This is a genomic window from Erythrobacter sp. GH1-10, from assembly GCF_045363165.1.
Taxonomy (GTDB): Bacteria; Pseudomonadota; Alphaproteobacteria; order Sphingomonadales; family Sphingomonadaceae; genus Erythrobacter.
On the sequence record NZ_JBJFLP010000002.1, the window covers coordinates 44,556 to 66,893 of the forward strand.

A 22,338-nucleotide genomic window follows, 5' to 3' on the forward strand; every position below is an offset into this window, starting at 1 on the left:
GCATGCAAGTTACGCGGCGCGGAGTGATTGCGGGAGCAGCGGCCGGGGGCGGCCTGTTGGTCGCGTGGTACCTGATGCCGCGGCGATACCCCAACCCCCTGACCCCGGCGCGCGGCGAGCATGTGTTCGATGCATGGCTCAAGATCGGCGAAGATGGGGTCGTAACCGTCGCGGTCCCGCAGCTGGAGATGGGGCAGGGCGTGACGACCCTGCTCCCGCAGATCGTCGCGGTCGAGCTGGGGGCGGACTGGAGACAGGTGGGGATCGAGCCCGCGCCCGTATCGGGCGCCTATCCCAACATCCCGCTGGCCGAGCGCTGGATGGCATTGTGGGATCCGTTCGCCGCGGGCCTGAGCGATGCGACTGACGAATTGCAGACCGAAAGGTTTGCGCGGGGCGCGCGCTTCATGGCGACCGCCGACGGGACGTCGCTCGCTGCCTACGAGGATTCCTGCCGTGCCGCCGGTGCGGCTGCCCGGGCGATGCTGGCGCAGGAAGCCGCCTCGCGCTGGGATGTGGCGTGGGAAGAATGCGAGGTCTTCGGCGGAATCGTGGCGCACGGCGAAAAGCGTGCGACTTTCGGTGAACTCGCTGCGGGAGCCGCGCAGTGGACACCGCCCGATCCACCCCCGCTGCGCCCCGAGCCGCCATCCGAAGAAGCGCTGGCCAGTATCGCGGGCGCATTGCCCGCTTTCCCCCGCATCGACCTGCCTTCGAAAGTGGACGGTTCGTTCCAGTTCGCTGGCGATGTCCGCCTGCCGGGAATGGTCTATGCCGCGATCCGGCACGGCCCCAATGACGGCGCGGAGCTGACCGGGTTCGACGCCGATGCAGCGCGAGGGATTCGCGGTATCGTCGGCGCGATGAAATCAAAGCGCTGGCTGGCGGTTGCGGCCAATACATGGTGGAGCGCGCACAAGGCGATCGAGGCAATGAAACCGCAGTTTCGCGTCGCCTTCCCGGTGTCCAGCGACGAGATCAACGCCCGGCTCGACACCACCGTCAACGGCGGCGCTTCGTTCCGTATTGCCGAGACGGGCTTTGGCGAGGATGCGATGACACGGGTCGATATGGCTCGGCGCTACGAAATCGAGCCAGCCCCTGCCGCGCCGCTGGAAACCGCAAGCGCAACGGCGCGATACCAGGACGGGCGGCTCGAACTGTGGATCGCGAGCCAGGCGCCCGAGCAGGCGCGCGCCGCTGCGGCGAAGGCGATCGGCCTCGCGGTCGAGGATGTGGTGCTGTACCCGATGCCGGCGGGTGGCAGCTTCGACGCGCGGCTCGAGCACGACCATGCGATCGAACTGGCAGTGATCGCCAAAGAGCTGGGCCGACCGGTGCAGCTGACCTGGCCGCGGCGCGACGAGATCGTGCTCGGGCGACCGCGAACCCCCGCCTATATCCTGATCGGCGCGCAGCTCGACGATAGCGGCAGCGCGGCAGTCGATGCGCTGACGATGCGCATTGCCTGTCCGCCCGCGACGCACGAATTCGGGGAGCGGCTGTTTGCGAACAAGACCAGCTCGGCCGCGATCCGCGAAAGCGCCGGGAAGAAGGACGAACTGGCCTGCGAGGGCGCGGTCCCGCCCTACCGCCTGCCGAGCGTCGTGGTCGAGCACGTCCCGGTGGAAATCGGACTGCCTGTCGGGCGGGTGCGGGGCAATGCCCACAGCTACACCGCCTTTGCGATCGAGAGCTTTATCGACGAGGTCGTGCGCGCGAACAATCGCGAACCTTTATCCTATCGCATGGCGATGCTGGGGGACGACGTCCGGCTCGCGGGGTGTCTTCAGCGTGCCGCTCAAATGGCGGAATGGGGCGGTGGGGGCGATCAGAGCGGCCAGGGGCTGGCCTGCCACCGGATCGGTGATGCTGCGAGCGGCGGGCGGATCGCGTGCGTGGCGACGGCGCGCGCCGGAGAAGGAGGCGTGCGGGTCGTGCGGCTTTCCGCCGCCGTCGATATCGGACGTATCGTCAATCCCGATATCGCCCGGCAGCAGATCGAAGGCGGGCTGGTGTTCGGGATCGGCATCGCTCTGGGCAATGCCCTGCGCTTCCGTTCGGGCCTGCCCGAAAGCTTCGATTACGAGAGCCTCGGCCTGCCTTCGCTCGCCGATTGCCCCGAGATCGAAGTCGAGTTCATTTCCAGCGCTGCCGCCCCCGCCGATCCCGGCGAACTGGGCGTGGCTGTGGCTCCACCGGCAATCGCCAACGCGCTGTTTTCGGCGACGGGCTTGCGCCTGCGCAGACTGCCCCTACTTTCAGGCGGGATCTGATACGCTGCCGCCGGGCATTCCGGGCGGTTTCTGAACGGCAAAGGATACCGATCGCCTTCCGGGCGTTACTCTCACCATGACCTGGCAATCCCAGCGCCTTCCCAACGACCACCCGCCTGTCAGTAGCGGGTCGATCGGCGTCTTGCTGGTCAATCTCGGCACGCCCGATGCGCCCGATCCGGCATCGGTGAAGCGCTATCTCAAGCAATTCCTCTCCGATCCGCGCGTGATCGAAATTCCCAAGATCGCATGGCAGCCGATCCTGCGCGGGATCATCCTCAACACCCGCCCGCAAAAGAGCGCCGAGGCCTATTCGAAAATCTGGACCGAACGCGGCTCGCCGCTCGCTGACATCACCGCGCGCCAGGCCGAGGCGATTGCGGACGATCTCGGCGAGAATATCGTCGTCGATTACGCCATGCGCTACGGTTCGCCTTCGATCGAGCAGCGCCTGACCGAACTGACGGAGAAGGGCTGCGACCGCATCCTGATCGCGCCGATGTATCCGCAATACTGCGCTGCGACGACCGCGACCGTGTTCGACGAAGTCGCGCGGGTGCTGGGCGCGATGCGGTGGCAACCGGCCCTGCGCTTCTTGCCTCCCTATCACGACGATGCGCTCTATCTCGATGCACTCAGCGACGACCTTGCCCGGCAGGTCGCGACGCTTTCGTTCAAGCCCGAAGTGATGCTGCTGTCGTTCCACGGAATGCCGCAGCGTACGCTCGAACAGGGCGATCCCTATCACTGTCATTGTCACAAGACTGCGCGGCTGCTGCGCGAGCGGCTGGCCGAGCGCCCCGAATTCGAAGGGGTGCGTTTCGAAACCACCTTCCAGTCGCGCTTCGGCCCGGCACAATGGCTCGAACCGGCCACCGACGACACGCTGATCGCGGAAGGCGAGAAGGGGACCAAGCGGCTCGTCGTCGCCGCGCCGGGCTTCGCTGCCGATTGCGTCGAGACGCTGGAGGAACTCGCACTCGAAGGCCGCGACGAGTTTCTCGAGGCGGGCGGCGAACAATACGCCGTGCTCGACTGCCTCAATGTCAGCGCCGCAGGTGTGAAGATGCTCGATGCAATCATCCGGCGCGAGCTTTCCGGCTGGATTTGAAGCGGTTCCTTATTTACACTGCGGTTAGTTGTTAATCCGAACCTGATACGGACACCCGCATGGCTACCCTGGCAGAGCAAAGCCCCTCCATTCCAAAGCACTGGTCGGAAGGCGTCCCCGACGTCGCCGACCTGTCGCACATTCCGGGCGAGGGCGGCTGGCCCGTGGTCGGCAACACCTTCAAGATGCTCGCCGATCCGCACGCCTTCACGCGGCGGATGGTCGAGACCTATGGCAAGGTCTACCGCACCAAGGCCTTCGGCGGGTGGAACGTCGCGCTGATCGGCGCCGAGGCGAACGAGCTCGTCCTGTTCAACCGGGACAAGATCTTTTCGAGCGAGCAGGGCTGGGGTCCTATCCTCGACCAGCTGTTTCCGCGCGGGCTCATGCTGATGGATTTCGACCATCACCGGATCGACCGGCGCGCGCTGTCGATCGCGTTCAAGCCCGAGCCGATGCGGCATTATTCGGGCGCTCTCAACCGGGGCATTGCCGATGAGGTCTCGCACTGGGCGGGATCGATGCGGTTCTATCCGGCGATCAAGAAACTCACGCTCGATCTGGCCGCCGACAGCTTCCTCGGAATCCCGTGGGGGCCCGAGGCGGACCGTATCAACGAGGCCTTCGTCGACATGGTGCAGGCTTCGGTCGCGCCGGTGCGCCGTCCGCTGCCCTTCACCAAGATGAAGAAGGGTGTCGACGGACGCGCCTTCATGGTGGAATTTCTCACGCGCGAGACCGAACGCCGGCGGGCAGAGGGCGGCGGGCAGGACATGTTCAGCCAGTTCGCCACCGCGACCCGCGAAGACGGATCGCTGCTGCCGGTCGACGAGGTTGTCGATCACATGAGCTTCCTGATGATGGCCGCGCATGACACCATCACTTCGAGCGCGACCTCGCTGATCTACTACCTCGCGGTCAATCCCGAGTGGCAGGAGAAACTGCGCGAGGAAGTGGTCGCGGTTACCGGAGGACCGGACGGATCGGGCAAGCCGCGCGCACTCGATTACGACGATCTCGGCAAGCTCGAACTCACCGAAATGGCGTTCAAGGAAGCACTGCGGATGGTGCCGCCGGTGCCCTCGATGCCGCGCCGCGCGCTGAAGAGCTTCGAATTCGGCGGATACCATATCCCGGCGGGCACGCATGTCGGGATCAATATCTTCTGGACCCACCATTCGGACGAATATTGGGACGATCCCTTCACTTTCGATCCGATGCGCTTCACGCCCGACAAGGTGAAGGCGCGGCACAAATATGCCTGGGTCCCATTCGGCGGCGGCGCGCATATGTGCCTGGGGCTGCACTTTGCCTACATGCAGGTGAAGATCCTGATGGCGCAGCTGCTCCAGCGTTACCGGATCGAGGCCGAGGAAGGCTACGATCCCGATTGGCAGGACTGGCCGATCCCGCAGCCCAAGGATGGGCTGAAGGTGGAGTTCGTCAAGCTCTAGAAATCCCAGGCGATTCCGTCTTTTTCCCAGTCGCCGTAGCGTGTGGGGGAAAGCTCGCGCGGCTCGTTCTTCAGCGGATCGACTTTCTTTGGCTCCGGAACCGGATCGTTGGTCCAGTGCGCAGGCTTCTTGAAGGCTTTGGCGGCAGGGGATTTTTTCTTGGTCATTGCCTCTATCCAACGCGCATGCTGGCGCTTGGTTTCAATGCGTCTATAGGCGGTCGCCTATGGCTGACACTCCCGGACTTCCTGCGCGCCGCGCCGCGCTCAAACTGCTCGATGCGGTGCTGCGCCGGGGCGAGACGCTCGAGCAGGCGGAAAATGCCGCGATGCAGGGTGTCGGCGGCAATGCCGATCGCGGACTGGCGCGGGCGATCGCAGGCGAAACCATGCGCTGGCTTACCGATCTCGACGCTCTGATCGACAGCGCCACCAAGAAACGCCTGCCCGATGATGCCAAGCCGAGGATGGTGCTGCGATTGATGCTCGCGCAGGCGCTGCGGCTCGGCACGCCGCCGCATGCGGTGATCGGCACATGCCTGCCGCTCTTGAGTGGAGGTCCGCGGCGGTTGGCGCACGGCGTGTTCTCTACACTGATGAAACGCGAGGCCGAACTGCCCGAAGCGCCGACCCTCCCCGATGCGGTCCTGGCACGGTGGGGCGAGCGGGCGGCGGAAATCGCGCCGGGGCTGATCGATCCGCCCGAGGTCGATCTTGCGCTGAAGGACGCGAGCGAAACCGAAACGCGCGCGCTCGATATGGGGGGCGTCAGCCTGGCGAGCGGACATATCCGCCTTCCGCGCGGGACGCCGATCGACCGGTTTCCGAGCTATTCCGAAGGTGCATGGTGGGTGCAGGATCTCGCCGCGCAAATACCTGCTCGCTTGCTTGGAGCCGGGGAAGGCAAGCGCGCGCTCGACCTGTGTGCCGCGCCGGGCGGCAAGACGCTGGCGCTGGCGGCGGCGGGATGGAACGTGACCGCGCTCGATATCAGCGGCAAACGGCTGGCGATGTTGCGCGACAATTTGAAGCGCACCGGACTCGAAGCCGAGATCGTCAAAGCCGATGCGCGGACCTACCAGCCGGGCAAGCCGTTCGACGCGATCCTGCTCGACGCGCCGTGCACCGCAACCGGGACCTGCCGCCGTCACCCGGACGTGCTCCACCGCATCGGACCGCGCCAGATCGGCGAGATGGTCGAGATCCAGCAATCGCTGATCCACCGCGCGATCGAATGGCTGCCGGAAGGCGGGATGCTCGTCTACGCCGTCTGTTCGCTCGAACACGAGGAGGGCGAGGATCAGGCGCGCTGGATCGACGCGAGCTTCGAACTCGAGCCGATGCCCGTTGGCGAGCACGAGTTGCCCTCAGGCATCGAGCCGACGCCCGAAGGCTGGGTCCGCACCCATCCGGGTATGCTCGGCGATGAGGGCGGGCTCGACGGGTTTTTCGTAGCGCGGTGGAAGAGACCCTAGGCTTAGCCAAGGCGCATGACGATGTTGGCGCAGGGCCTGTCCATCTGGTCGAGGCGCAAACGATAGTCGCCCGGCCCATCTGTTTCGAGATACAAACGAAACGGCGTGCCGAGCTCGACATAGCGATTCAGCTCCATCTCGCCTCCGGCAATCGTCATGGCTGGATTGCCTCGAAACAGGCAAAGCGCCTGTCTTGCAGCCTCGATGATATGCACGGAATTGACGTGATCGCCCGAGCCGCTGAGCACTCTGTTGGCAGGTGGCAGGCCGTTTTCCGGCGTGATCAGCGCGTCGACAAAGGGCGTATCGCTCGCCTGAATTGCGCCGATCACGGGATGCTCGCCCGGGCCGATTCCGAGAACCTCCCGCCCGACATATTCGAAGGCCGGGTCGGGGGCATTCGCTCGCGCCGCGCGCTTGGCCTTGCTGCGCCATTTCTCGAAATCCCGATTGCGGAACACGACGCCTCGACCGCGCATGCGAACGATCTCGCGCGATGCCTCATCGAAAAGAGTGATCACGTATCGCTCGGTCTCGCCCGATTCTTCGCGCTTGTAATGTCCCCGCACCCCGTCTCCCACGCCGGGAGCACCGCATATCCAATCGGTCCAGGTGAGCGCGGACCACTGGCCCTCCTCCATTCCGCCAAGCGCGAGGATTGCGCCGACGCTGGTCCAGAAATTCTGCGCCTGCACGGTGATCGGATGATGCGGCCCCAGCGCAAGCCAGGGCCACTCCTTGCGGTCGGTCGAGCATTGGAAATCGACCGTCCCATCGGCATTCACCACGTGATCGTGCGTGTAGGAACGTGTGAATTGCCGCGCCATAGCCCCTCCCTCGGACAGCGAAGGGGCTGTGTATCAGGCCTTCACCTTGTTCTGGAAGCTCTTCCTGAGCTTCATGAGTTTTGGCGGAATTGTCGCAAGGCAATAGGGGTTCCGCTGGCCTTCGCCTTCCCAGTATTCCTGGTGGTAGTCTTCCGCCGGGTACCATTCCTTGACCTGCGCGCCGCCGTCGAGCCCTTCGATGGTGGTGACCGCCATCTTGCCGTTTTCGGCGTTCCAGCGGCCGATTGCCTTCTCCGCCTCTTCGCCCTGTTCGTCCGACAGCGGAAAGATCGCCGAGCGGTACTGCGTGCCCACGTCGTTGCCCTGGCGGTTGAGCTGGGTCGGATCGTGGGTGCCGAGGAACACGTCGTAGATCTCGGGCAGCGAAATCTCGTCGGGGTTAAAGGTCACGCGGATCGCTTCGGCATGGCCGGTATTGCCGGTGCACACTTCCTTGTAGGTCGGATCGGGTTTGTCGCCGCCGATATAGCCGCTTTCGACTTCGCTCACCCCAACCACGTCGCGGAACACCGCCTCGGTGCACCAGAAGCAGCCGCCTGCAATGATTGCCTGTTCCATGCTCGATAATCTCCTTTGGTCAGGCAAGGACATAGGAAGGCAGGCCTGTAATGAAAGGGTGCGGGCGGCTGCTCTTGTCAGGAACGCTTCGCGGGTTCAGGACGTTGGCCGATCAGATCGACAAGAGAGGAAACCGCTGTCTCATGAAACCGCTTTATCTTGCCCCACTCGCTGCGCTCGCAGGCGTAGCGACTTTTGCCGTGTCTGCGCCCGTGACCGCAGACGACCACGCCGCAGCGCCGACGCTTGAAGTGGTGCTGGCGCACGAACGCCGCGATGACGACCGCGCACGCGACCAGTATCGCAATCCCGCCGAAACGCTCGCGTTCTTCCAGGTCGAGCCGACCATGACGGTCGCCGAATATGGCCCCGGCGGCGCCTGGTATACCCGCGTTCTCGCCCCGTGGATCATGCCGCAGGGCACATACATCGCCTTCAACGGCGACAGCAGCGCGCGCACCTATGGCAGCCGCGCGCAGGAAGCGCGCGCCAAGGCGTGGACCGAAACTTTCAAGAGTTCGCTCGCCGAAGGCATGGGCGTTGATGCCGAAGATGTCGTTGCTTTCGAGACCGACGAAATGCCCGAAGAGGTGGCCGGCACGGTCGACCGGGTGCTGATCTTCCGTTCGATGCACGGCCTCGCCAACGGCAACACCGCAGACGATGTGCTCGATGCTGCCTACAAGATGCTGAAAGATGATGGCATGGTCGGCGTGGTCCAGCACCGTGCGCCCGAAGGCGCGAGCTTCGCCGATTATTCGCCGGCCCCCGGCTATATGAAGACCGAGCAGGTCGTCGCGATCTTCGAGGCCAACGGGTTCGAGCTGGTCGATTCGAGCGAGATCAACGCCAACCCGAAGGACCCGGCCAATTGGGAAGGCGGCGTCTGGACGCTCCCTCCGGTGCTTCGCTATGGCGATCAGGATCGCGAGAAGTATCTCGCCATCGGCGAAAGCGACCGGATGACCCTGCTGTTCAAGAAAGCAGACTGAGACTAAAGGGCGGCGCATGAGCACGCTTACTGTCGCCGCCCTCCAGCTTGCCCTCGCGCACGAGGACGAGGCTGAAAATATCGCCGCCGTGTCCGCGCTGGTCGAACGGGCCGCCGAGCGCGGGGCGCAGGTGATCCTGCCGCCCGAACTGTTTTCCGGCCCGTATTTCTGCCGCGTCGAAGACGAGGTTTTGTTCGCGCTCGCCAGGCCCACGCAAGAGCATCCCAGCGTCATCGCGATGCAGGGGCTTGCGGCGAAGCTGCAGGTCGCGATCCCGACCAGCTTTTTCGAACGCGACGGACACCACTATTACAACACGCTTGCGATGATAGGCCCCGATGGCGGCATCATGGGCACCTATCGCAAGAGCCATATTCCCGACGGGCCGGGCTATGAGGAAAAGTTCTACTTCCGCCCGGGCAATGACGGATTCAAGGTGTGGGACGTGTTCGGAACGCGCATCGGCGTCGGGATCTGCTGGGACCAGTGGTATCCCGAATGCGCGCGCGTGATGGCGCTCAAGGGCGCCGAAGTGCTGTTCTATCCCACCGCGATCGGCTCCGAGCCCTATGATGCCGATCTCGACACGAGCCGCATGTGGCGCCGCGCGATGATCGGCCATGCGGTGTCGAACTGCATGCCCGTGGTCGCCTCCAACCGCATTGGCTCCGAAGGCCCCGAAGGCGAGCAGCGCTTCTACGGCCACTCTTTCATCTGCGACGAGTGGGGCGACATGCTCGAGCAATTCGGCGCGGGCGAAGACGGCGTACTCGTGACGACGCTCGACCTCGCGCGCGCAGCCAAGCACCGCGCGGGCATGGGCTTCTTCCGCGACCGCCGTCCGCAGCTATACGGCCGCATCGCCGAGGATATTTGAGAGTCATCGAGAGAGGTGTTGAAATGATCGACCGCGACAAGCTCGACGAGCTTTACGACAGCGTCGTACAAATGGCTTCTTCGCTGCTCGAAAAGAATGGCGAATTCTTTCCGATTGGTGCGACTGTCGGAGTTGACGGCACCGTCACGCACGTAGGCTTCCATAATGGCGACGAGCATCCAGAATCGCAGGCCGTGATCGACGGGCTGACTGCGATTCACAAACAGCAGGCGGCTTCTGGAGAAATTCTCGCTAGCGCTATTGCCTTTGATGTGCGGGTCCGCTCGCCAGAAACAGGAGACGCCGTTGACGCCGTTATGACCCGCATTCGGGCGGCGGATTACGCGCGCGACGTTGTCTTGCCATACACGCTGAGGACCAGCGGATTGTTCAAGAAGTCTCGCTCCCTCGAAGTTGGACAACCTTCCGCGAGCGAAGGCGAGCAGGATGTGTTTTCCTGACCAGCACCTATCTCGTCGCGCTCGGTTCGAACCGGCGGCACCACCTCTATGGTCGGCCGCGCGAGGTTGTTCGCGCGGCGATGGAGGAACTCGCGGCACTCGGGGCGGTGATCGCGCGATCGCCAGTCATCGCGACGGCTCCGATGGGGGCGGCCCAGCGGCGTTTCGCCAACGCTGCGGTTGTGATCGAGAGCGAATACGATCCGCTCGCGCTGCTTGCAGGACTCAAGCGAATGGAGCGCGAATTCGGACGGCGTCCGGGGCGCCGGTGGGGCGACCGGGTGCTCGATTGCGACATCGTGCTGTGGAGCGGCGGCATATGGCGCGGCGGCGAGCTCGCGATTCCGCATCCCGAGTTCCGCCGACGCGATTTCGTGCTGCGCCCTGCCACGGCCATTGCCCCGCATTGGAAAGACCCGATCTCGGGATTGAGTGTGGCCCAGCTCAATGCACGCTTGACCCGTGCGCGGACCCTGCCTAGGTGAGCGCTCCGAAGCGGTGGATGCCAGACTACTCTGGCGCTCGCCGAGACCCTTGGGGGCCCTTAGCTCAGTCGGTAGAGCAACTGACTTTTAATCAGTAGGTCGCAGGTTCGACCCCTGCAGGGCTCACCACCTTCCTCTTTTTCACCCTTCCACCCTCACAACCACCCGGCGCGTCTGCGTAGGCGGTGATGCAGGATTTCCGGTGTTGCGAAACCGGCGTTCCGGAGGCACTGTCTTCTCGGTTTCGGGGGGAATGGATGAACCAGGTTTTTGCAGGCACAGTGATCTCGATCCTGCTCGTGGCAGCCAGCCTTTCCATCCATTCGCGAGTGCTGCGTGCGACGAGCGGTTATGTCGAAAGTCCGCATCCCTTGCTCCCGCGTCCGATGATCACGGTGATGACCGTCATCTTCCTGATCCACATGCTCGAAATCGCGCTGTTTGCGATGGCTTTCTATGCGATGGGCGCGACCGGCCTCGGGGAACTCACGGGCGCTTACAGCTCCACACCGACCGACTATTTCTATTTTTCGATCGCGACCTATTCGACGCTGGGGATCGGCGACATCACTCCGTCGGGCGCGATCCGGATGGTTGCAGGGGTGGAAGCGCTGGCCGGGCTGCTGTTGATCGCGTGGAGCGCGTCCTTCACCTACCTGATGATGGAGCGGCTGTGGGCGAACGACCACGACAAGGGATAGCCCTTTCGCCGGTCTGGCCAATCAGGGCTTCCGGCTATCCAGCCACTGCGCTCCCTTCACTCCGAAAGTGATCAGGAACGGCACCAGCACGATGCTGAGCGTGACTTTGGCGAGCACCTGGCCGATCAGCAGGTTGGTGATGTCGAATTCGCCATAGAAGGCGAGAGTCACGAAGATGATCGAATCGACCGCCTGGCTGAGCGCCGAGGCGATCGCGCCCCGCATCATCAGCCCGATCGTGGTGGCTTCGCCGCTGCCGCGCAGCCGCGAAAAGATCCACACGTTGAGCAGCAGCGAGGTGATGTAGGCCGCCGGGCCGGCCATCAGGATGCGCGGGGTCTGGCCGAGCACGGTCTCGAACGCGGTGAGGTCGGTCTGCCGGAATTCGAGCATTTCGGGCGACGCCGGGAGCGAGAGGACAAGATAGATCAGCGCTGCCGAGAGCGCGAGCGGGATGAACCCGATCCAGATCAATCGGTTGGCGAGTTTCTGGCCGTAGAGCTGCGCGATCGTGCTGGTGATCACGACCAGCAAAAGGAAGGGAAAGATGCCCGCCTCGACCGCGAGGTTGCTGGGCCAAAGCTGCACCTGCTTGAACGCCACCACGCCCGCCAGCACCGTCATCCCGCCATAGAGGATGATGTAGACGAACAGGCCCATCGGCGCGGCAAGCGCGCGCTCCGCGTTGGGGCCGGCAGGTTCGGGAAGGCTCTCGGTCTCGCTCATGCCGATGGCGTAAGGCGGAGATGCGGAAAAGAAAAGCCGCGTCGCGCGCTCTGTCAACGGCGCTGTCAACCGCGCCGTTGCCCGCGCTCTTGCCTTCGCGAAAGCAAAATGCCACGCCAGCGTTCAGAGCGCCGGTTCCGGTGCGACACGGGATTACACGCACAACAATTCGGGGGCACCGCTGCAGCCGTGAACGACAGTCTCACGTCCACCCTTTTCAGCCTGCTTGGCATCGTAGCCATCCTGGCCATCGCGTTCCTGCTGTCTTCGGGCAAGCGCCGGATCAAGCTGCGCGTCGTCGGTGCCGCCTTCGCATTGCAGGCGGCGATGGCGCTGCTGGTGCTGCGCACCGATTTCGGCGTCGCGGCGATCCGGTTCCTGTCCGACGGGGTGATCGCGCTGCTCGACTATTCGAAGGTCGGGATTGCAGCGGTGTTCGGCCCGATGGACGCGAACCCCTTCACCAACACCTTCGTCATCGCGGCGTTGCCGGTGATCGTGTTCTTCGCCGCGATCGTTTCGATCCTGTACCACCTCGGCATCATGCAGCGGCTCGTGCGCTGGGTGGGCGGGGCGATCGGCTGGATCACCGGGATCAGCAAGGTCGAGGCTCTCGGCAGTGCCGCCAACATTTTCGTCGGCCAGTCGGAAAGTCCGCTGGTGGTGCGCCCCTATCTCGCCGCGCTTCCGCCCGCCAAGCTGTTCACTCTGATGAGCGTCGGCATGGCCGGCGTCGCGGGCACGATCCTGGCCGCCTATGCCAGCTTCATCGGTTCGGAAGCCGTGCCGTTCCTGCTCGCCGCAGCGTTCATGTCGGCCCCGGGCGGCATACTCATGGCCAAGATCATCATGCCCGACGAGCCCGAGCCGGAACACGAAACGCTCTCGGTCGCGCAGATGGCGGCGGCGCAGGCGCGGGGCGGATCGACCATGCCCGCCGAAGCGACGCGGGTGACGATGTACGACGAGAACGGCGACGAGATCGAGCTGCCGCAATCGCGCATTTCGGGCGAGGGCCCGGCCGCTATCGTCGAAGGTGGCAAGGCAGCCGAAGTCGAGATGGCCGAAACCTTCGAGGAAGGGCAGCGCCCCGCCAACATTATCGAGGCCGCCGCGCAAGGCACGCAGACCGGCGTGAAGCTTGCCGTGGCGGTCGGAGCGATGGTGATGGTGTTCGTGGCGCTTGTAGCGCTGGCCAACGGAATGCTTGGCGGGCTGGGATCCGGGTTGGTTGCGCTCGCGGCCAATATGGGCACGCCGTTCGACGAGGCGACCGCGACCTGGCTCAGCACGATCAGCTTCCAGAAGCTGCTGGGTTACGTGTTCGCGCCGGTGATGTTCCTGATCGGCATTTCGGATTGGGACCAGGCGCAGATTGCGGGTGGCCTGTTCGGCACCAAGATCGTGCTCAACGAATTCGTCGCCTTCATCGACCTTGGCGCGATGACGGGCGGCGAGCTGACCGAGCGCAGCCGTGCGATCGTGACCTTTGCGCTGTGCGGGTTTGCCAATTTCTCCTCGATCGCGATCCAGATGGCGGTGACCGGCGGGCTTGCGCCCAACCAGCGACCGGTGATCGCGCGGTTGGGGCTGAAGGCGCTCGCCGCCGGGAGTCTCGCCAATCTGATGAGTGCGGCGCTCGCCAGCATCTTCCTGCCGCTGTAGCGCGGACTACGCGCGCCCTCTTGGCAGGATCGCGCAGGCGGGTGTAAGGCCGCGCGCATGACTCATACCCCCACTGATACCGCAGCCCGTACCACCGCGGGCATCGCCAGCGTCTCGCTCGCGAAACCGCTCGAAGATATCGCCGATCAACTGGGCAACAGCTTTGCCGAGTTCGGCTTCGCTATCGTCCGCGATCACGGCATCCCGCAGGAGCTGATCGCCAAGGCTGAAGCGGCGTCGAAAGCGTTCTTTGCGCTGCCCGACGAGGTGAAACGCGCCTATAAGATCGAAGGCGGTGGCGGGGCGCGCGGCTACACGCCGTTCGGGACCGAGAAAGCCAAGGACGCGCAGATCTTCGACCTTAAGGAATTCTGGCACATCGGCCGTTCGCTCGATGCGGGCCACCCGCTCGCCGAATATATGGCGCCCAATGTCTGGCCCGAAGAGGTCGAGGGCTTTCGCGAAACCTTTAGCGAGCTTTACGCCGCGTTCGAACATGCCGGTGGCAGGGTGCTCGAGGCGATCGCGCTGCATTTAGGGCTCGATCGCAATTTCTTCGACCCGACGATCGAGGACGGCAATTCGGTGATGCGGCTGCTGCATTACCCGCCGCTGGGCGAGGATGCGCCCGAAGGCGCGATCCGTGCGGCGGCCCACGGTGATATCAACACCATCACCCTGCTGCTCGGCGCCGAGGAGGCGGGCCTGGAACTGCTCAGCAAATCAGGCGAATGGCTTGCCGTGGACGTGCCGGAGGGCGCGCTGGTGATCAATGTCGGCGACATGCTCGAGCGGCTGACCGGCGGGGCGTTGCGCTCCACCACGCACCGGGTCGTCAACCCGAGCGGCGAGGCGGCACGGCGCTCGCGCTATTCGATGCCGTTCTTCCTCCATTTCCGGCCGGACTATCTGATCGAGCCGCTGCCGTCCTGCGCACCGGCTGGCGATGTCGAGGTCGATCTGGCCCCCATCACCGCGCACGATTTCCTTCAGCAGCGCCTGCGCGAGATCAATCTGGCCTGACGTTTCGGATTCGTTCCCGACCGGCGATTCGCAAGCGCCGGTCCGGAGCGCGCCGTAGATTCGCGCCGAAAATTCAGATCGCTCGTTGCGCGCCTGCAACACTGGGCCAAAAACCCACGGTTTCAGCGAGTTTTCGGGGCGGTTTTGTCCACAGTGGAGGCTTGGCGTCTTGGCGCGCCCCGCGGATTCATTGTTTTGTCACAAAACAGTCTTTTTGCGGACGCGGAACCTGCCTAGTGCGGGCGTGCACGCATCAAGCCGGTGCGATCATCTCTTCGTTCTCTCTCTCCAAGCGATCAGGGGCTAACCAATGAAACTCAAATATTTCCTGGCAGCGAGCGTCGTCAGCCTCACTGCCGCCACCGCGATTGCGACTCCCGCAGCCGCGCAGCAGATCACCTCTGGCATCGAAGGCCAGGTATCCGATGCCGAAGGCAACGCGCTTCCGGGCGCAACCGTCACCATCACCGACGAGCGTACCGGTGCAACCCGCACGACGACCGCTGGCGGCAGCGGCACTTTCCGCGTCGGCTCGCTGCCCCCGGGCGGCCCTTACACCGTTACCGTCACCGCGACCGGCTATGAAGGCCAGACCGTCGAAGATGTGTTCACCAGCATCTCGGGCAACACCGGCTTCGACTTCACGCTGACCGCGACCGCCGCCGGCGCCACCGACAATGTCATCGTCGTCACCGGCGCCCGCGCGCAGGTCACCCAGCTCGCTGTCGGCCCGGGCACCGCGTTCGGCACCGAGACGCTCGAAGCATTCCCCTCGATCACCCGCGACGTTCGCGACATCATCCGTCTCGACCCGCGCGTCAGCCTCGAGCGTTCGAACGACGTCGACCGCATCTCGTGCCTCGGCGGCAACGACCGTGCGAACACTTTCACCGTCGACGGCATCATCCAGTCGGATGTGTTCGGCCTCAACGGCACGCCGTTTGCAGCGCGTAACTCGCTGCCGCTTCCGTTCGACGTGATCGAGCAGACCTCGGTCGAATTCGCACCGTTTGATGTCGAATATTCGGATTTCACCGGCTGTCTCGTCAACGTCGTCACCAAAGCCGGTTCGAACGAATTCCACGGTTCGGCTTTCTACACCTACTTCGACGAAGGCTTCCAGGCCGACAGCGTCGAGTTTGCCGATGGCGACATCCAAAACGTCAATGCCGGTCGGGAAGAGCGCTGGGGCGCCACGCTTTCGGGCCCGATCATCCCCGATCGCCTGTTCTTCTCCTTCGGGTACGAAGAAGTGAAGCTGGCCGATGGCTTCAACCAGGGGCCGTTCGGTTCGGGCGCTGCCGATGAAGTCGACTTCGTCACCATCGAGCAGTTCAACCGCTTCGCGCAGATCGCCAACGACGTATACGGCCAGGACATCGGCGGCCTTCCCGGAGCTCTGCCGGAAGGTAACGTGCGCTACTTCGGTCGCCTCGACGCGATCATCAGCGACGATCACCGTCTCGAAGCGACCTACCAGCGCCTCGAGGAAACCAACGTCGAAGTCGATACCGGCGGGAACACCTTCACCGGTTTCAACTCCTTCGAAGACGAAGGCACGATCTCGGATTACTACTCGGTCCGTCTCTATTCGGACTGGAGCGACACGATTTCGACCGAACTGCGTGTCAGCCGTTCGGAAGTCGGCGACGTTCAGGGTCCGGTCGGCTTCAACGAAGCGCAGACCGACAACCCGACCGTTCGCCTCGTCGTCGGTTTCCCGAACGGCAGCAACGGCCTGATCCCGAACGGTGACGACGGCGGTCTCGCAACGGGTCCGGGCATCTTCCGCTCGGCCAACCAGCTCGACACGAAGATCGACCAGGCCCGTTTCATGATGAACATCGACGCGGGCGACGGACACTTCCTCAAGCTCGGCGCCGAAATCAACGATCTCGAAGTGTTCAACCTGTTCGCCATCAACGCGACTGGTACGCTGTTCTTCAACGGCCTCGACGATTTCGAGCAGGGCCTGCTTGCACCGGGCACCGGCAGCGGCTTCGACACTCCGGACGATATCATCGGCGGTGCCGGTGGTGCTGCGATCGCCACGAGCATCGATGGCGACATCAACAACGCCGCCGCCCGCTTCAGCCGCCGGATCTACTCGGTGTTCGCACAGGACGAGTGGCAGGCCACCGACCAGTTGACCATCAACGCCGGCGTTCGCGTCCAGATGTATGATGGTGACGCACCGCGCGCCAACCCGCTGTTCCTCCAGCGCTACGGCTACACCAACGCCAACTCGTTCGGTAAGATCGAGCCGGTGATCCTGCCGCGTCTCTCGGCCACCTACGAGTTCGACAATGACGGCTTCTTCTCGAACAGCCGTCTGACCGGCGGCGTCGGCATCTTCGCCGGCGGCGATCCGATCGTGTACTTCTCGAACGCGTTCTCGAACGATGGTTTCGCTTCGGCCGAACGCAACAACGGTGCTTGCGATCCTGCCGATCTCCCGATCGACGCCGGCACCGGCCAGATCGACGTGGTGACGGGTGGCCAGTTCAACGGCATCCCGCAGTGCGTAATCGACGCGGCCGCAGCCGCCGCCGGCGCGGGTCGCGGCGAAATCCAGAACACCGATCCGGATTTCGACATCCCGACCGCTGTGCGTGCCAATCTCGGCTTCTCGACCGACTTCGGTACGGAGACCGGGTTCTTCTCGAACTGGCGTCTGAACCTCGACTACATCTACACCCGGTTCAACGACACGCTCGACATCGTCGACCTCACGCAGGTCGTCGATCCGAGCCAGGGTCTGAACGGCTTTACTGTGGATGGCCGTCCGATCTATCGCGCTATCGATCCGCTCGCTGCCGGTTGTGACGCGGTGTTCGTCGGCAACAACCCGCCGACCTACAACAACGTGACCGGCGCGTGCTTCGCAACCGGGATCGATGAATACCTGCAGTTGACCAACGGCCCGAGCTTCGACAGCCACAACGCGTCGCTGATCCTGACCAAGCGTTTCAGCGAGGGTATCCTGACCGAAGGCGGCAGCGTGAATGTCAACTTCGGCTATGCCTTCAGCGACAGCGAACAGACGATCAACTTCCGTTCGTCGACCGCCGGTTCGACCTTCGACGGCACGGCGGTGTTCGATCCGCAGAGCCCGGCGATCTCGCAGTCCGGTTTCGAGACGCGGCACAACTTCGTTCTTTCGCTGAACTTCAAGGAGGAATTCCTCGACGGGTTCGACACCGGCCTCGGCATCTTCTTCCGTGCATCGGAAGGCCGTCCGTACAGCCTCGTGTTCGACGACGAATTCCCGTTCTTCCGCGACTCGGGTTCGGCCGAACAGAACATCCTGGCCTATATCCCGACCGGCTTCGATGATCCGAACATCGCGCCGCCAGTGTTTGATGCGATGGGCGACTGGACCGGGGTTGGCTCGGATCCGGTGGCGCTCCAGCGCTATATCGATGCGCTGAACGGCGAAGGGATCGTGAGCGAACTCAATTGCGAGTTCACTCCGGGTGAGACGATCAAGCGCAACACCTGCCGCAACCCGTGGTTCTTCGATCTCGATCTGCGCTTCAGCCAGGAACTGCCGTTCATCGGCAGCCTGACGGGCATCAAGGAAGACAACATCGAACTGTTCGTCGACTTCGACAACTTCCTGAACCTGATCGACAGCGGCTGGAATGTGCGTCGTGCATTGGGCGGCTTCGACGGCCGTGTCGACCTCGTCGACGCGACCTATGACGACGATGGTCGCTACGTGATCCGCGACTTCAACGCTCGTGCGGGTGAAGCCGACACCTTCATCTCGAACAGCATCTGGCGGATCCAGATCGGTGCACGGTACGAATTCTAATTCGTAAGCTCAGGGTTCGAAACGAACATGCGCGGCGGGGCCTTCGGGTCCCGCCGTTTGCATTTTGGGGAGCAGTGGTTTCGACCCGGCCGGGCGTTCAAGCCTCGCTTTGGTCGGCGACTTCGATCAGTTCGTTGGCCAGTGCCAGTTGATCCGCTGATGCCGCGTTTCCGCGCAGCGCGCGTTCGAGTGTTGCCGCCCTCTCGCCCAATGCCTCCTCGCCGAACATCGCGGCCGTACCAGCGAGCTTGTGCAGCAGTATGGCGAGCTCGTCGCTATCACTCTTCGCGGCGAATGAGCCGTCTTCGCGTGCGGCCCTGACCGCGTCGATCGCTTCGCTGCGCCGCGCCCGCCAACGCCGCATAAGCTCGGGCGAGCGTGCAAATGAACCGGCTCCGGCCTCATCCCGCCAAGCGCCAACTTCCGCGCGTGCGGTCCCGGCCACTCGGGCCGGCAGCCAACGCTTTAGCACACGCACAAAGTCGGAGAATTCGAGCGGCTTTGCGAGGTGCCCCTGCATTCCGGCCTGCTGTGCGGCTGCAATATCCTCGGGAAACGCATTGGCGGTGAGAGCGACGATCGGGAGCGTTTCCGGCCCGATCCCTTCCGCCCGGATCGCCCGCGTCGCTGCATAGCCGTCGCAACCCGGCATCTGGATGTCCATCAGTACGAGATCGTAGGGAGCGCCGCTCCGCTCGGCATCGAGCACCCGCGCAACGGCTTCGTTTCCGTCGCGCGCGACGTCGGCGCGCTGCCCGCACCGCCCAAGCATTTCGGTTGCCAGCATGCGATTGATGTCGTGATCTTCCGCGAGCAGGATCCGCGCCTCGCCCGGAAGGTCGGTGAGGTCCATCGCCGGGCGCTCTTCGATGCGGCTGCGATCCGGCTTGGCAAGTGCGGTCGGGAGCCGAAGGGTAAAGCAGGAGCCCGCCCCGGGTTCGCTATCGACCTCGATGGTGCCTCCGAGCAGTTCGGCGAGCTGGCGGCTGATCGTCAGGCCCAGCCCGGTCCCGCCATACCGCCGCGTCGTGTCGCTTTCGGCCTGGGTGAAGGGCTGAAAAATCGACTCCAGCCGAGCCTTGTCGATTCCGATCCCGGTATCCGAAACGCTGACAGCGACGTGATCCTCCGCAAGCGTGTAGGACAATCGCACACTACCGCTCTGGGTGAATTTCACCGCATTGCCGACCAGGTTGAGCACGATCTGGCGCAGTCTCAGACCGTCGGTCATCACCCAGTCGGCGCGGTCCGGTGCATGCTGTCCTCGCGGCCCCTCGAAACGAAGCTCGATGCCTTTCTCCTCGGCACCGGGGCGATGCAGCGAAATGCAATCCGACAGAGTCGCATGAAGGTCGACGGGAGCATGATGGATCGCAATCTGGCCGGCTTCGATCTTCGACAGGTCGAGAATGTCGTTGAGCAGCAGCATCATCGAACGTCCCGACTGGACGATCATCTCTGTCTGCCGCCGCTGATCCGCGTCGAGATCGCCTTGCAGCATCAATTCGGCAAACCCCAGCACACCGTTCATCGGGGTGCGGATTTCGTGGCTCATGTTGGCGAGGAATTCCGACTTGGCGCGGGCGGCCTCTTCGGCATGGAGGCGTGCGCGGGTCAGCAGCTTTTCGAGTTCGACCCGTTCGGTGACATCGCGCGCGGAGACGACAATTCCTTCGGCCGCACCGCTGCCGGGATGATAGGCGATGGCGCAATTGGCCTCGATGAAGATCGGTGAGCCGTCTTCGGCATCGAGGAACCGGCGGTAGGTGAATCGCTCCCTGGTCGAACTGCCATCGAGCAAGCGTTTTTCCGCGAGCAGGATCCGCTCGCGGGCGTCTTGATGCATCCGGTTCGAGGCTCTCCGACCGACGAACACGTCGGTATCCTCGCCCAGTACGTCGCGAACCGAGGGTGACGCGTAGGTGCAAATTCCGGTCAGGTCGTAACGCAGGATCGCATCGGTGATGTTCGCCGCAAGCAGCTGTAGTTTGTCGCGCCCCTGCTCGAGTTCGTCCATCATCCTTTCGCGGCCCGCGAGCGTCGCGGCGACCGGCAAGCCGATCATGAAGGCAGAGGCGAGAAACGCCTGCAGGACGATCAGCTTCGAGGACAGCGAACCTTCGGCAAGGTTCACGGGCCCCGTTCCAAGCGAGGTGAAGAGGATCGCGATGATGGCGACCTTGTTGATCGAGAACGCCGTTCCAAGCGCTCCGAGACGGAAAGCATGGAGGATGACGATCGGCGCGGCGAAGAACAGGAACGGATATTTGCCCTGCGCGAAAATCGCGATCGTGAGCAACGTGCCGCAAATTGTCAGGACGATCCACTCGCACGCTTCGTGCGCAGTCGGGCGCCGCCGGTTGCGCCAGGCGTCGATCGCGATCATCAGCGAGGGCGCGAGGATCAGCATTCCGAGACTGTCGGTCAAAAACCACGACGTCGCCCCGGACCAGATTGCGCTGCGGTCCGTTCCCATCGCGAGGGCGGCAACCGATGCCGAAACCAGTGGGCCGACGACTCCCCCGGCAAGGGCGAACCGGGCGAGATCGGCGAGATCGGTCATGTCCGGCATCCGGTGGGAGCCGCGCCGCGCCATCCAAACCACCACCGCGACATCGATCACGTTGGCGATCGAGAACACCAGTGAAACGCCGAGCGACGTCCCGGCCAGCATATTGGCCACCGTGCTTGCGGCGAAGATGCCGATGTAAAGCGGGACTTCGGCCTTCATCCGCGTGCGAAGCAGGATCGCGACCGCCGCGGCGTTCGGCAGCCACACGCTGGCGAGGGTGGAATCGAACTTCGAAAGATTGAGGCAGACAAAGGCGAGAAGGAAATACACCGCGCCGCCAAGCGCGGCACCGAGCAGGCTCTCGCGGTCGAAGAACTCTCGTATCGGGGCGAGCGGCTGTGCAATATTCCCGGTCGTTGCCGTGCGGGCGATCATGCGCTCCATCGCAAATTTCTCCCGCATTGCTATAGGGATGGCTGCAAGACCGGGCCGTGTCCGCGCCCGCTATGGAGCATTTTGGCGAGAGGAGGATTGACGGTGGGCTACGCAAAAACCCGGTATTCCGGTTCGCTGCGGCGTCCGCGCTGGTGGCTCGTCGTGCTGATCGTCCTGCTCCATATTGCCGCGCTCTACGGGCTCGCCCGCGCGCTCGCGCCGGACATTACCGCCTCGGTCGAACGGACGGTGGTGGAGGCATTCACGGTAACCATAACCGCCCCGCCCGATCCGCCGCCGCCGGAAAACCAGCCCGAGCCAGACGAGGGCGCACAGGGCGATCCCGGCAGGGAGGCGGTGCCGCAGCCGGTGACCGCCCCGACCTCCCCATTGGAAAGCAACCCCACGCCGCGACCGCAGGCCTCGTCGACCGGGACCGCAAACCGCTCGGGGGCACGCGATGCGGGTGAGGGCACTGGCGCAGCGGGCAGCGGCCTCGGTACGGGGAGCGGCAACCGCGGAGGCGGGCAGGGCGGCGTTGCTGTAAGCAAGCCCGTCCATATCTCGGGCGCTATCAACAACGCTCGCGACTACCCGATCCCGCCTGGCGGTCGCGATGCCCGGCGCGGAACCGAAGTCATCGTCAAGGTTACCGTCGGCGTCGACGGTCGGGCGCGCAATTGCTCGATCTACCGGCCCAGCCCCGACCCTGAGGCCGACAGGATCACATGTCGGCTTGTCGAGGACCGGCTGCGCTTCCGCCCGGCGATGGACGCCAGCGGTAACCCTGTTCCCGCGCCGTTCTATTGGCGGCAGCGATGGTTCTGATGCGGCTTAAATGCTTCGAAACCCGGCTGGTGTAAATGCATTCGGCTGGTATAGGCGGTCGCCGTAAACGCACGCACAGCCTTGTTTGACTGCGA

The 22,338-nt window shown here is 64.0% G+C and carries 18 protein-coding genes and 1 tRNA gene; 14 read left to right on the top strand and 5 right to left on the bottom strand.

Annotated elements, in window-relative coordinates:
* The first annotated feature begins 2 nt into the window (after positions 1 to 2).
* The 3 genes from ACI5KX_RS14270 (at position 3) to ACI5KX_RS14280 (ending at position 4,841) form a co-directional block, all read left to right on the top strand.
* Positions 3 to 2,276 (top strand): molybdopterin cofactor-binding domain-containing protein, encoded by a 2,274-nt coding sequence (locus tag ACI5KX_RS14270; protein WP_406811422.1) that lies wholly within the window; start codon positions 3 to 5, stop codon positions 2,274 to 2,276.
* 76 nt (positions 2,277 to 2,352) lie between these two features.
* Entirely contained in the window at positions 2,353 to 3,387 is a 1,035-nt protein-coding gene (hemH, locus tag ACI5KX_RS14275) for a ferrochelatase (protein WP_406811423.1), read from the top strand.
* A 59-nt stretch (positions 3,388 to 3,446) separates the two neighbouring features.
* Positions 3,447 to 4,841 (top strand): cytochrome P450, encoded by a 1,395-nt coding sequence (locus ACI5KX_RS14280; protein ID WP_406811424.1) that lies wholly within the window; start codon positions 3,447 to 3,449, stop codon positions 4,839 to 4,841.
* Here the strand turns inward: ACI5KX_RS14280 and ACI5KX_RS14285 are convergent.
* On the bottom strand, positions 4,838 to 5,008 hold the full coding sequence (locus tag ACI5KX_RS14285; RefSeq protein WP_406811425.1) for a DUF1674 domain-containing protein: 171 nt from the start codon (positions 5,006 to 5,008) through the stop codon (positions 4,838 to 4,840). The two genes, ACI5KX_RS14280 and ACI5KX_RS14285, sit on opposite strands and share 4 nt — an antisense overlap.
* 59 nt (positions 5,009 to 5,067) lie before the next feature.
* On the opposite strand from ACI5KX_RS14285, the gene ACI5KX_RS14290 reads away from it, so the two are divergent.
* Positions 5,068 to 6,315 (top strand): RsmB/NOP family class I SAM-dependent RNA methyltransferase, encoded by a 1,248-nt coding sequence (locus tag ACI5KX_RS14290; protein WP_406811426.1) that lies wholly within the window; start codon positions 5,068 to 5,070, stop codon positions 6,313 to 6,315.
* A gap of 2 nt (positions 6,316 to 6,317) precedes the next feature.
* Here ACI5KX_RS14290 and ACI5KX_RS14295 read toward each other — a convergent pair whose 3' ends face one another.
* Both ACI5KX_RS14295 and msrA read right to left on the bottom strand, forming a co-directional pair.
* Positions 6,318 to 7,142, bottom strand: coding sequence for a hypothetical protein (locus ACI5KX_RS14295; RefSeq protein ID WP_406811427.1), 825 nt, complete (start codon positions 7,140 to 7,142; stop codon positions 6,318 to 6,320).
* Between the two features lie 33 nt (positions 7,143 to 7,175).
* Positions 7,176 to 7,721, bottom strand: a complete 546-nt coding sequence (gene msrA, locus ACI5KX_RS14300; RefSeq protein WP_406811428.1) for a peptide-methionine (S)-S-oxide reductase MsrA — start codon at positions 7,719 to 7,721, stop codon at positions 7,176 to 7,178.
* A gap of 143 nt (positions 7,722 to 7,864) precedes the next feature.
* On the opposite strand from msrA, the gene ACI5KX_RS14305 reads away from it, so the two are divergent.
* The 6 genes from ACI5KX_RS14305 (at position 7,865) to ACI5KX_RS14330 (ending at position 11,237) form a co-directional block, all read left to right on the top strand.
* A complete protein-coding gene (locus ACI5KX_RS14305; RefSeq protein WP_406811429.1) occupies positions 7,865 to 8,713 on the top strand; it encodes a class I SAM-dependent methyltransferase in 849 nt (282 codons plus the stop codon).
* Between the two features lie 16 nt (positions 8,714 to 8,729).
* Complete coding sequence (aguB, locus tag ACI5KX_RS14310; protein ID WP_406811430.1) at positions 8,730 to 9,590, top strand: N-carbamoylputrescine amidase; 861 nt, start codon at positions 8,730 to 8,732, stop codon at positions 9,588 to 9,590.
* A 23-nt stretch (positions 9,591 to 9,613) separates the two neighbouring features.
* A complete protein-coding gene (locus ACI5KX_RS14315; RefSeq protein ID WP_406811431.1) occupies positions 9,614 to 10,051 on the top strand; it encodes a hypothetical protein in 438 nt (145 codons plus the stop codon).
* Complete coding sequence (gene folK / locus ACI5KX_RS14320; RefSeq protein WP_406811542.1) at positions 10,048 to 10,536, top strand: 2-amino-4-hydroxy-6-hydroxymethyldihydropteridine diphosphokinase; 489 nt, start codon at positions 10,048 to 10,050, stop codon at positions 10,534 to 10,536. The genes ACI5KX_RS14315 and folK overlap by 4 nt, the downstream gene beginning before the upstream one ends.
* 53 nt (positions 10,537 to 10,589) lie before the next feature.
* Positions 10,590 to 10,665: transfer RNA gene (locus ACI5KX_RS14325), tRNA-Lys, on the top strand.
* A 128-nt stretch (positions 10,666 to 10,793) separates the two neighbouring features.
* Complete coding sequence (locus ACI5KX_RS14330) at positions 10,794 to 11,237, top strand: potassium channel family protein (protein ID WP_406811432.1); 444 nt, start codon at positions 10,794 to 10,796, stop codon at positions 11,235 to 11,237.
* A 21-nt stretch (positions 11,238 to 11,258) separates the two neighbouring features.
* On the opposite strand, the gene ACI5KX_RS14335 is transcribed toward ACI5KX_RS14330, so the two are convergent.
* Positions 11,259 to 11,963 carry a queuosine precursor transporter gene (locus ACI5KX_RS14335; protein ID WP_406811433.1) on the bottom strand — a complete coding sequence of 235 codons (705 nt, stop codon included), beginning with the start codon at positions 11,961 to 11,963 and terminating at the stop codon, positions 11,259 to 11,261.
* 189 nt (positions 11,964 to 12,152) lie between these two features.
* On the opposite strand from ACI5KX_RS14335, the gene ACI5KX_RS14340 reads away from it, so the two are divergent.
* From ACI5KX_RS14340 to ACI5KX_RS14350, 3 genes are all read left to right on the top strand, one after another.
* On the top strand, positions 12,153 to 13,628 hold the full coding sequence (locus tag ACI5KX_RS14340; RefSeq protein ID WP_406811434.1) for a NupC/NupG family nucleoside CNT transporter: 1,476 nt from the start codon (positions 12,153 to 12,155) through the stop codon (positions 13,626 to 13,628).
* A 57-nt stretch (positions 13,629 to 13,685) separates the two neighbouring features.
* Positions 13,686 to 14,651 (top strand): isopenicillin N synthase family dioxygenase, encoded by a 966-nt coding sequence (locus ACI5KX_RS14345; RefSeq protein WP_406811435.1) that lies wholly within the window; start codon positions 13,686 to 13,688, stop codon positions 14,649 to 14,651.
* Positions 14,652 to 14,961: 310 nt separating this feature from the next.
* Positions 14,962 to 18,468 (top strand): carboxypeptidase regulatory-like domain-containing protein, encoded by a 3,507-nt coding sequence (locus ACI5KX_RS14350; RefSeq protein ID WP_406811436.1) that lies wholly within the window; start codon positions 14,962 to 14,964, stop codon positions 18,466 to 18,468.
* A 97-nt stretch (positions 18,469 to 18,565) separates the two neighbouring features.
* On the opposite strand, the gene ACI5KX_RS14355 is transcribed toward ACI5KX_RS14350, so the two are convergent.
* Positions 18,566 to 21,442: an ATP-binding protein gene (locus ACI5KX_RS14355; RefSeq protein WP_406811437.1), complete on the bottom strand. Its 2,877-nt coding sequence runs from the start codon at positions 21,440 to 21,442 to the stop codon at positions 18,566 to 18,568.
* 75 nt (positions 21,443 to 21,517) lie between these two features.
* On the opposite strand from ACI5KX_RS14355, the gene ACI5KX_RS14360 reads away from it, so the two are divergent.
* Positions 21,518 to 22,243, top strand: a complete 726-nt coding sequence (locus ACI5KX_RS14360; protein ID WP_406811438.1) for an energy transducer TonB — start codon at positions 21,518 to 21,520, stop codon at positions 22,241 to 22,243.
* The last annotated feature ends 95 nt before the right edge of the window (positions 22,244 to 22,338 follow it).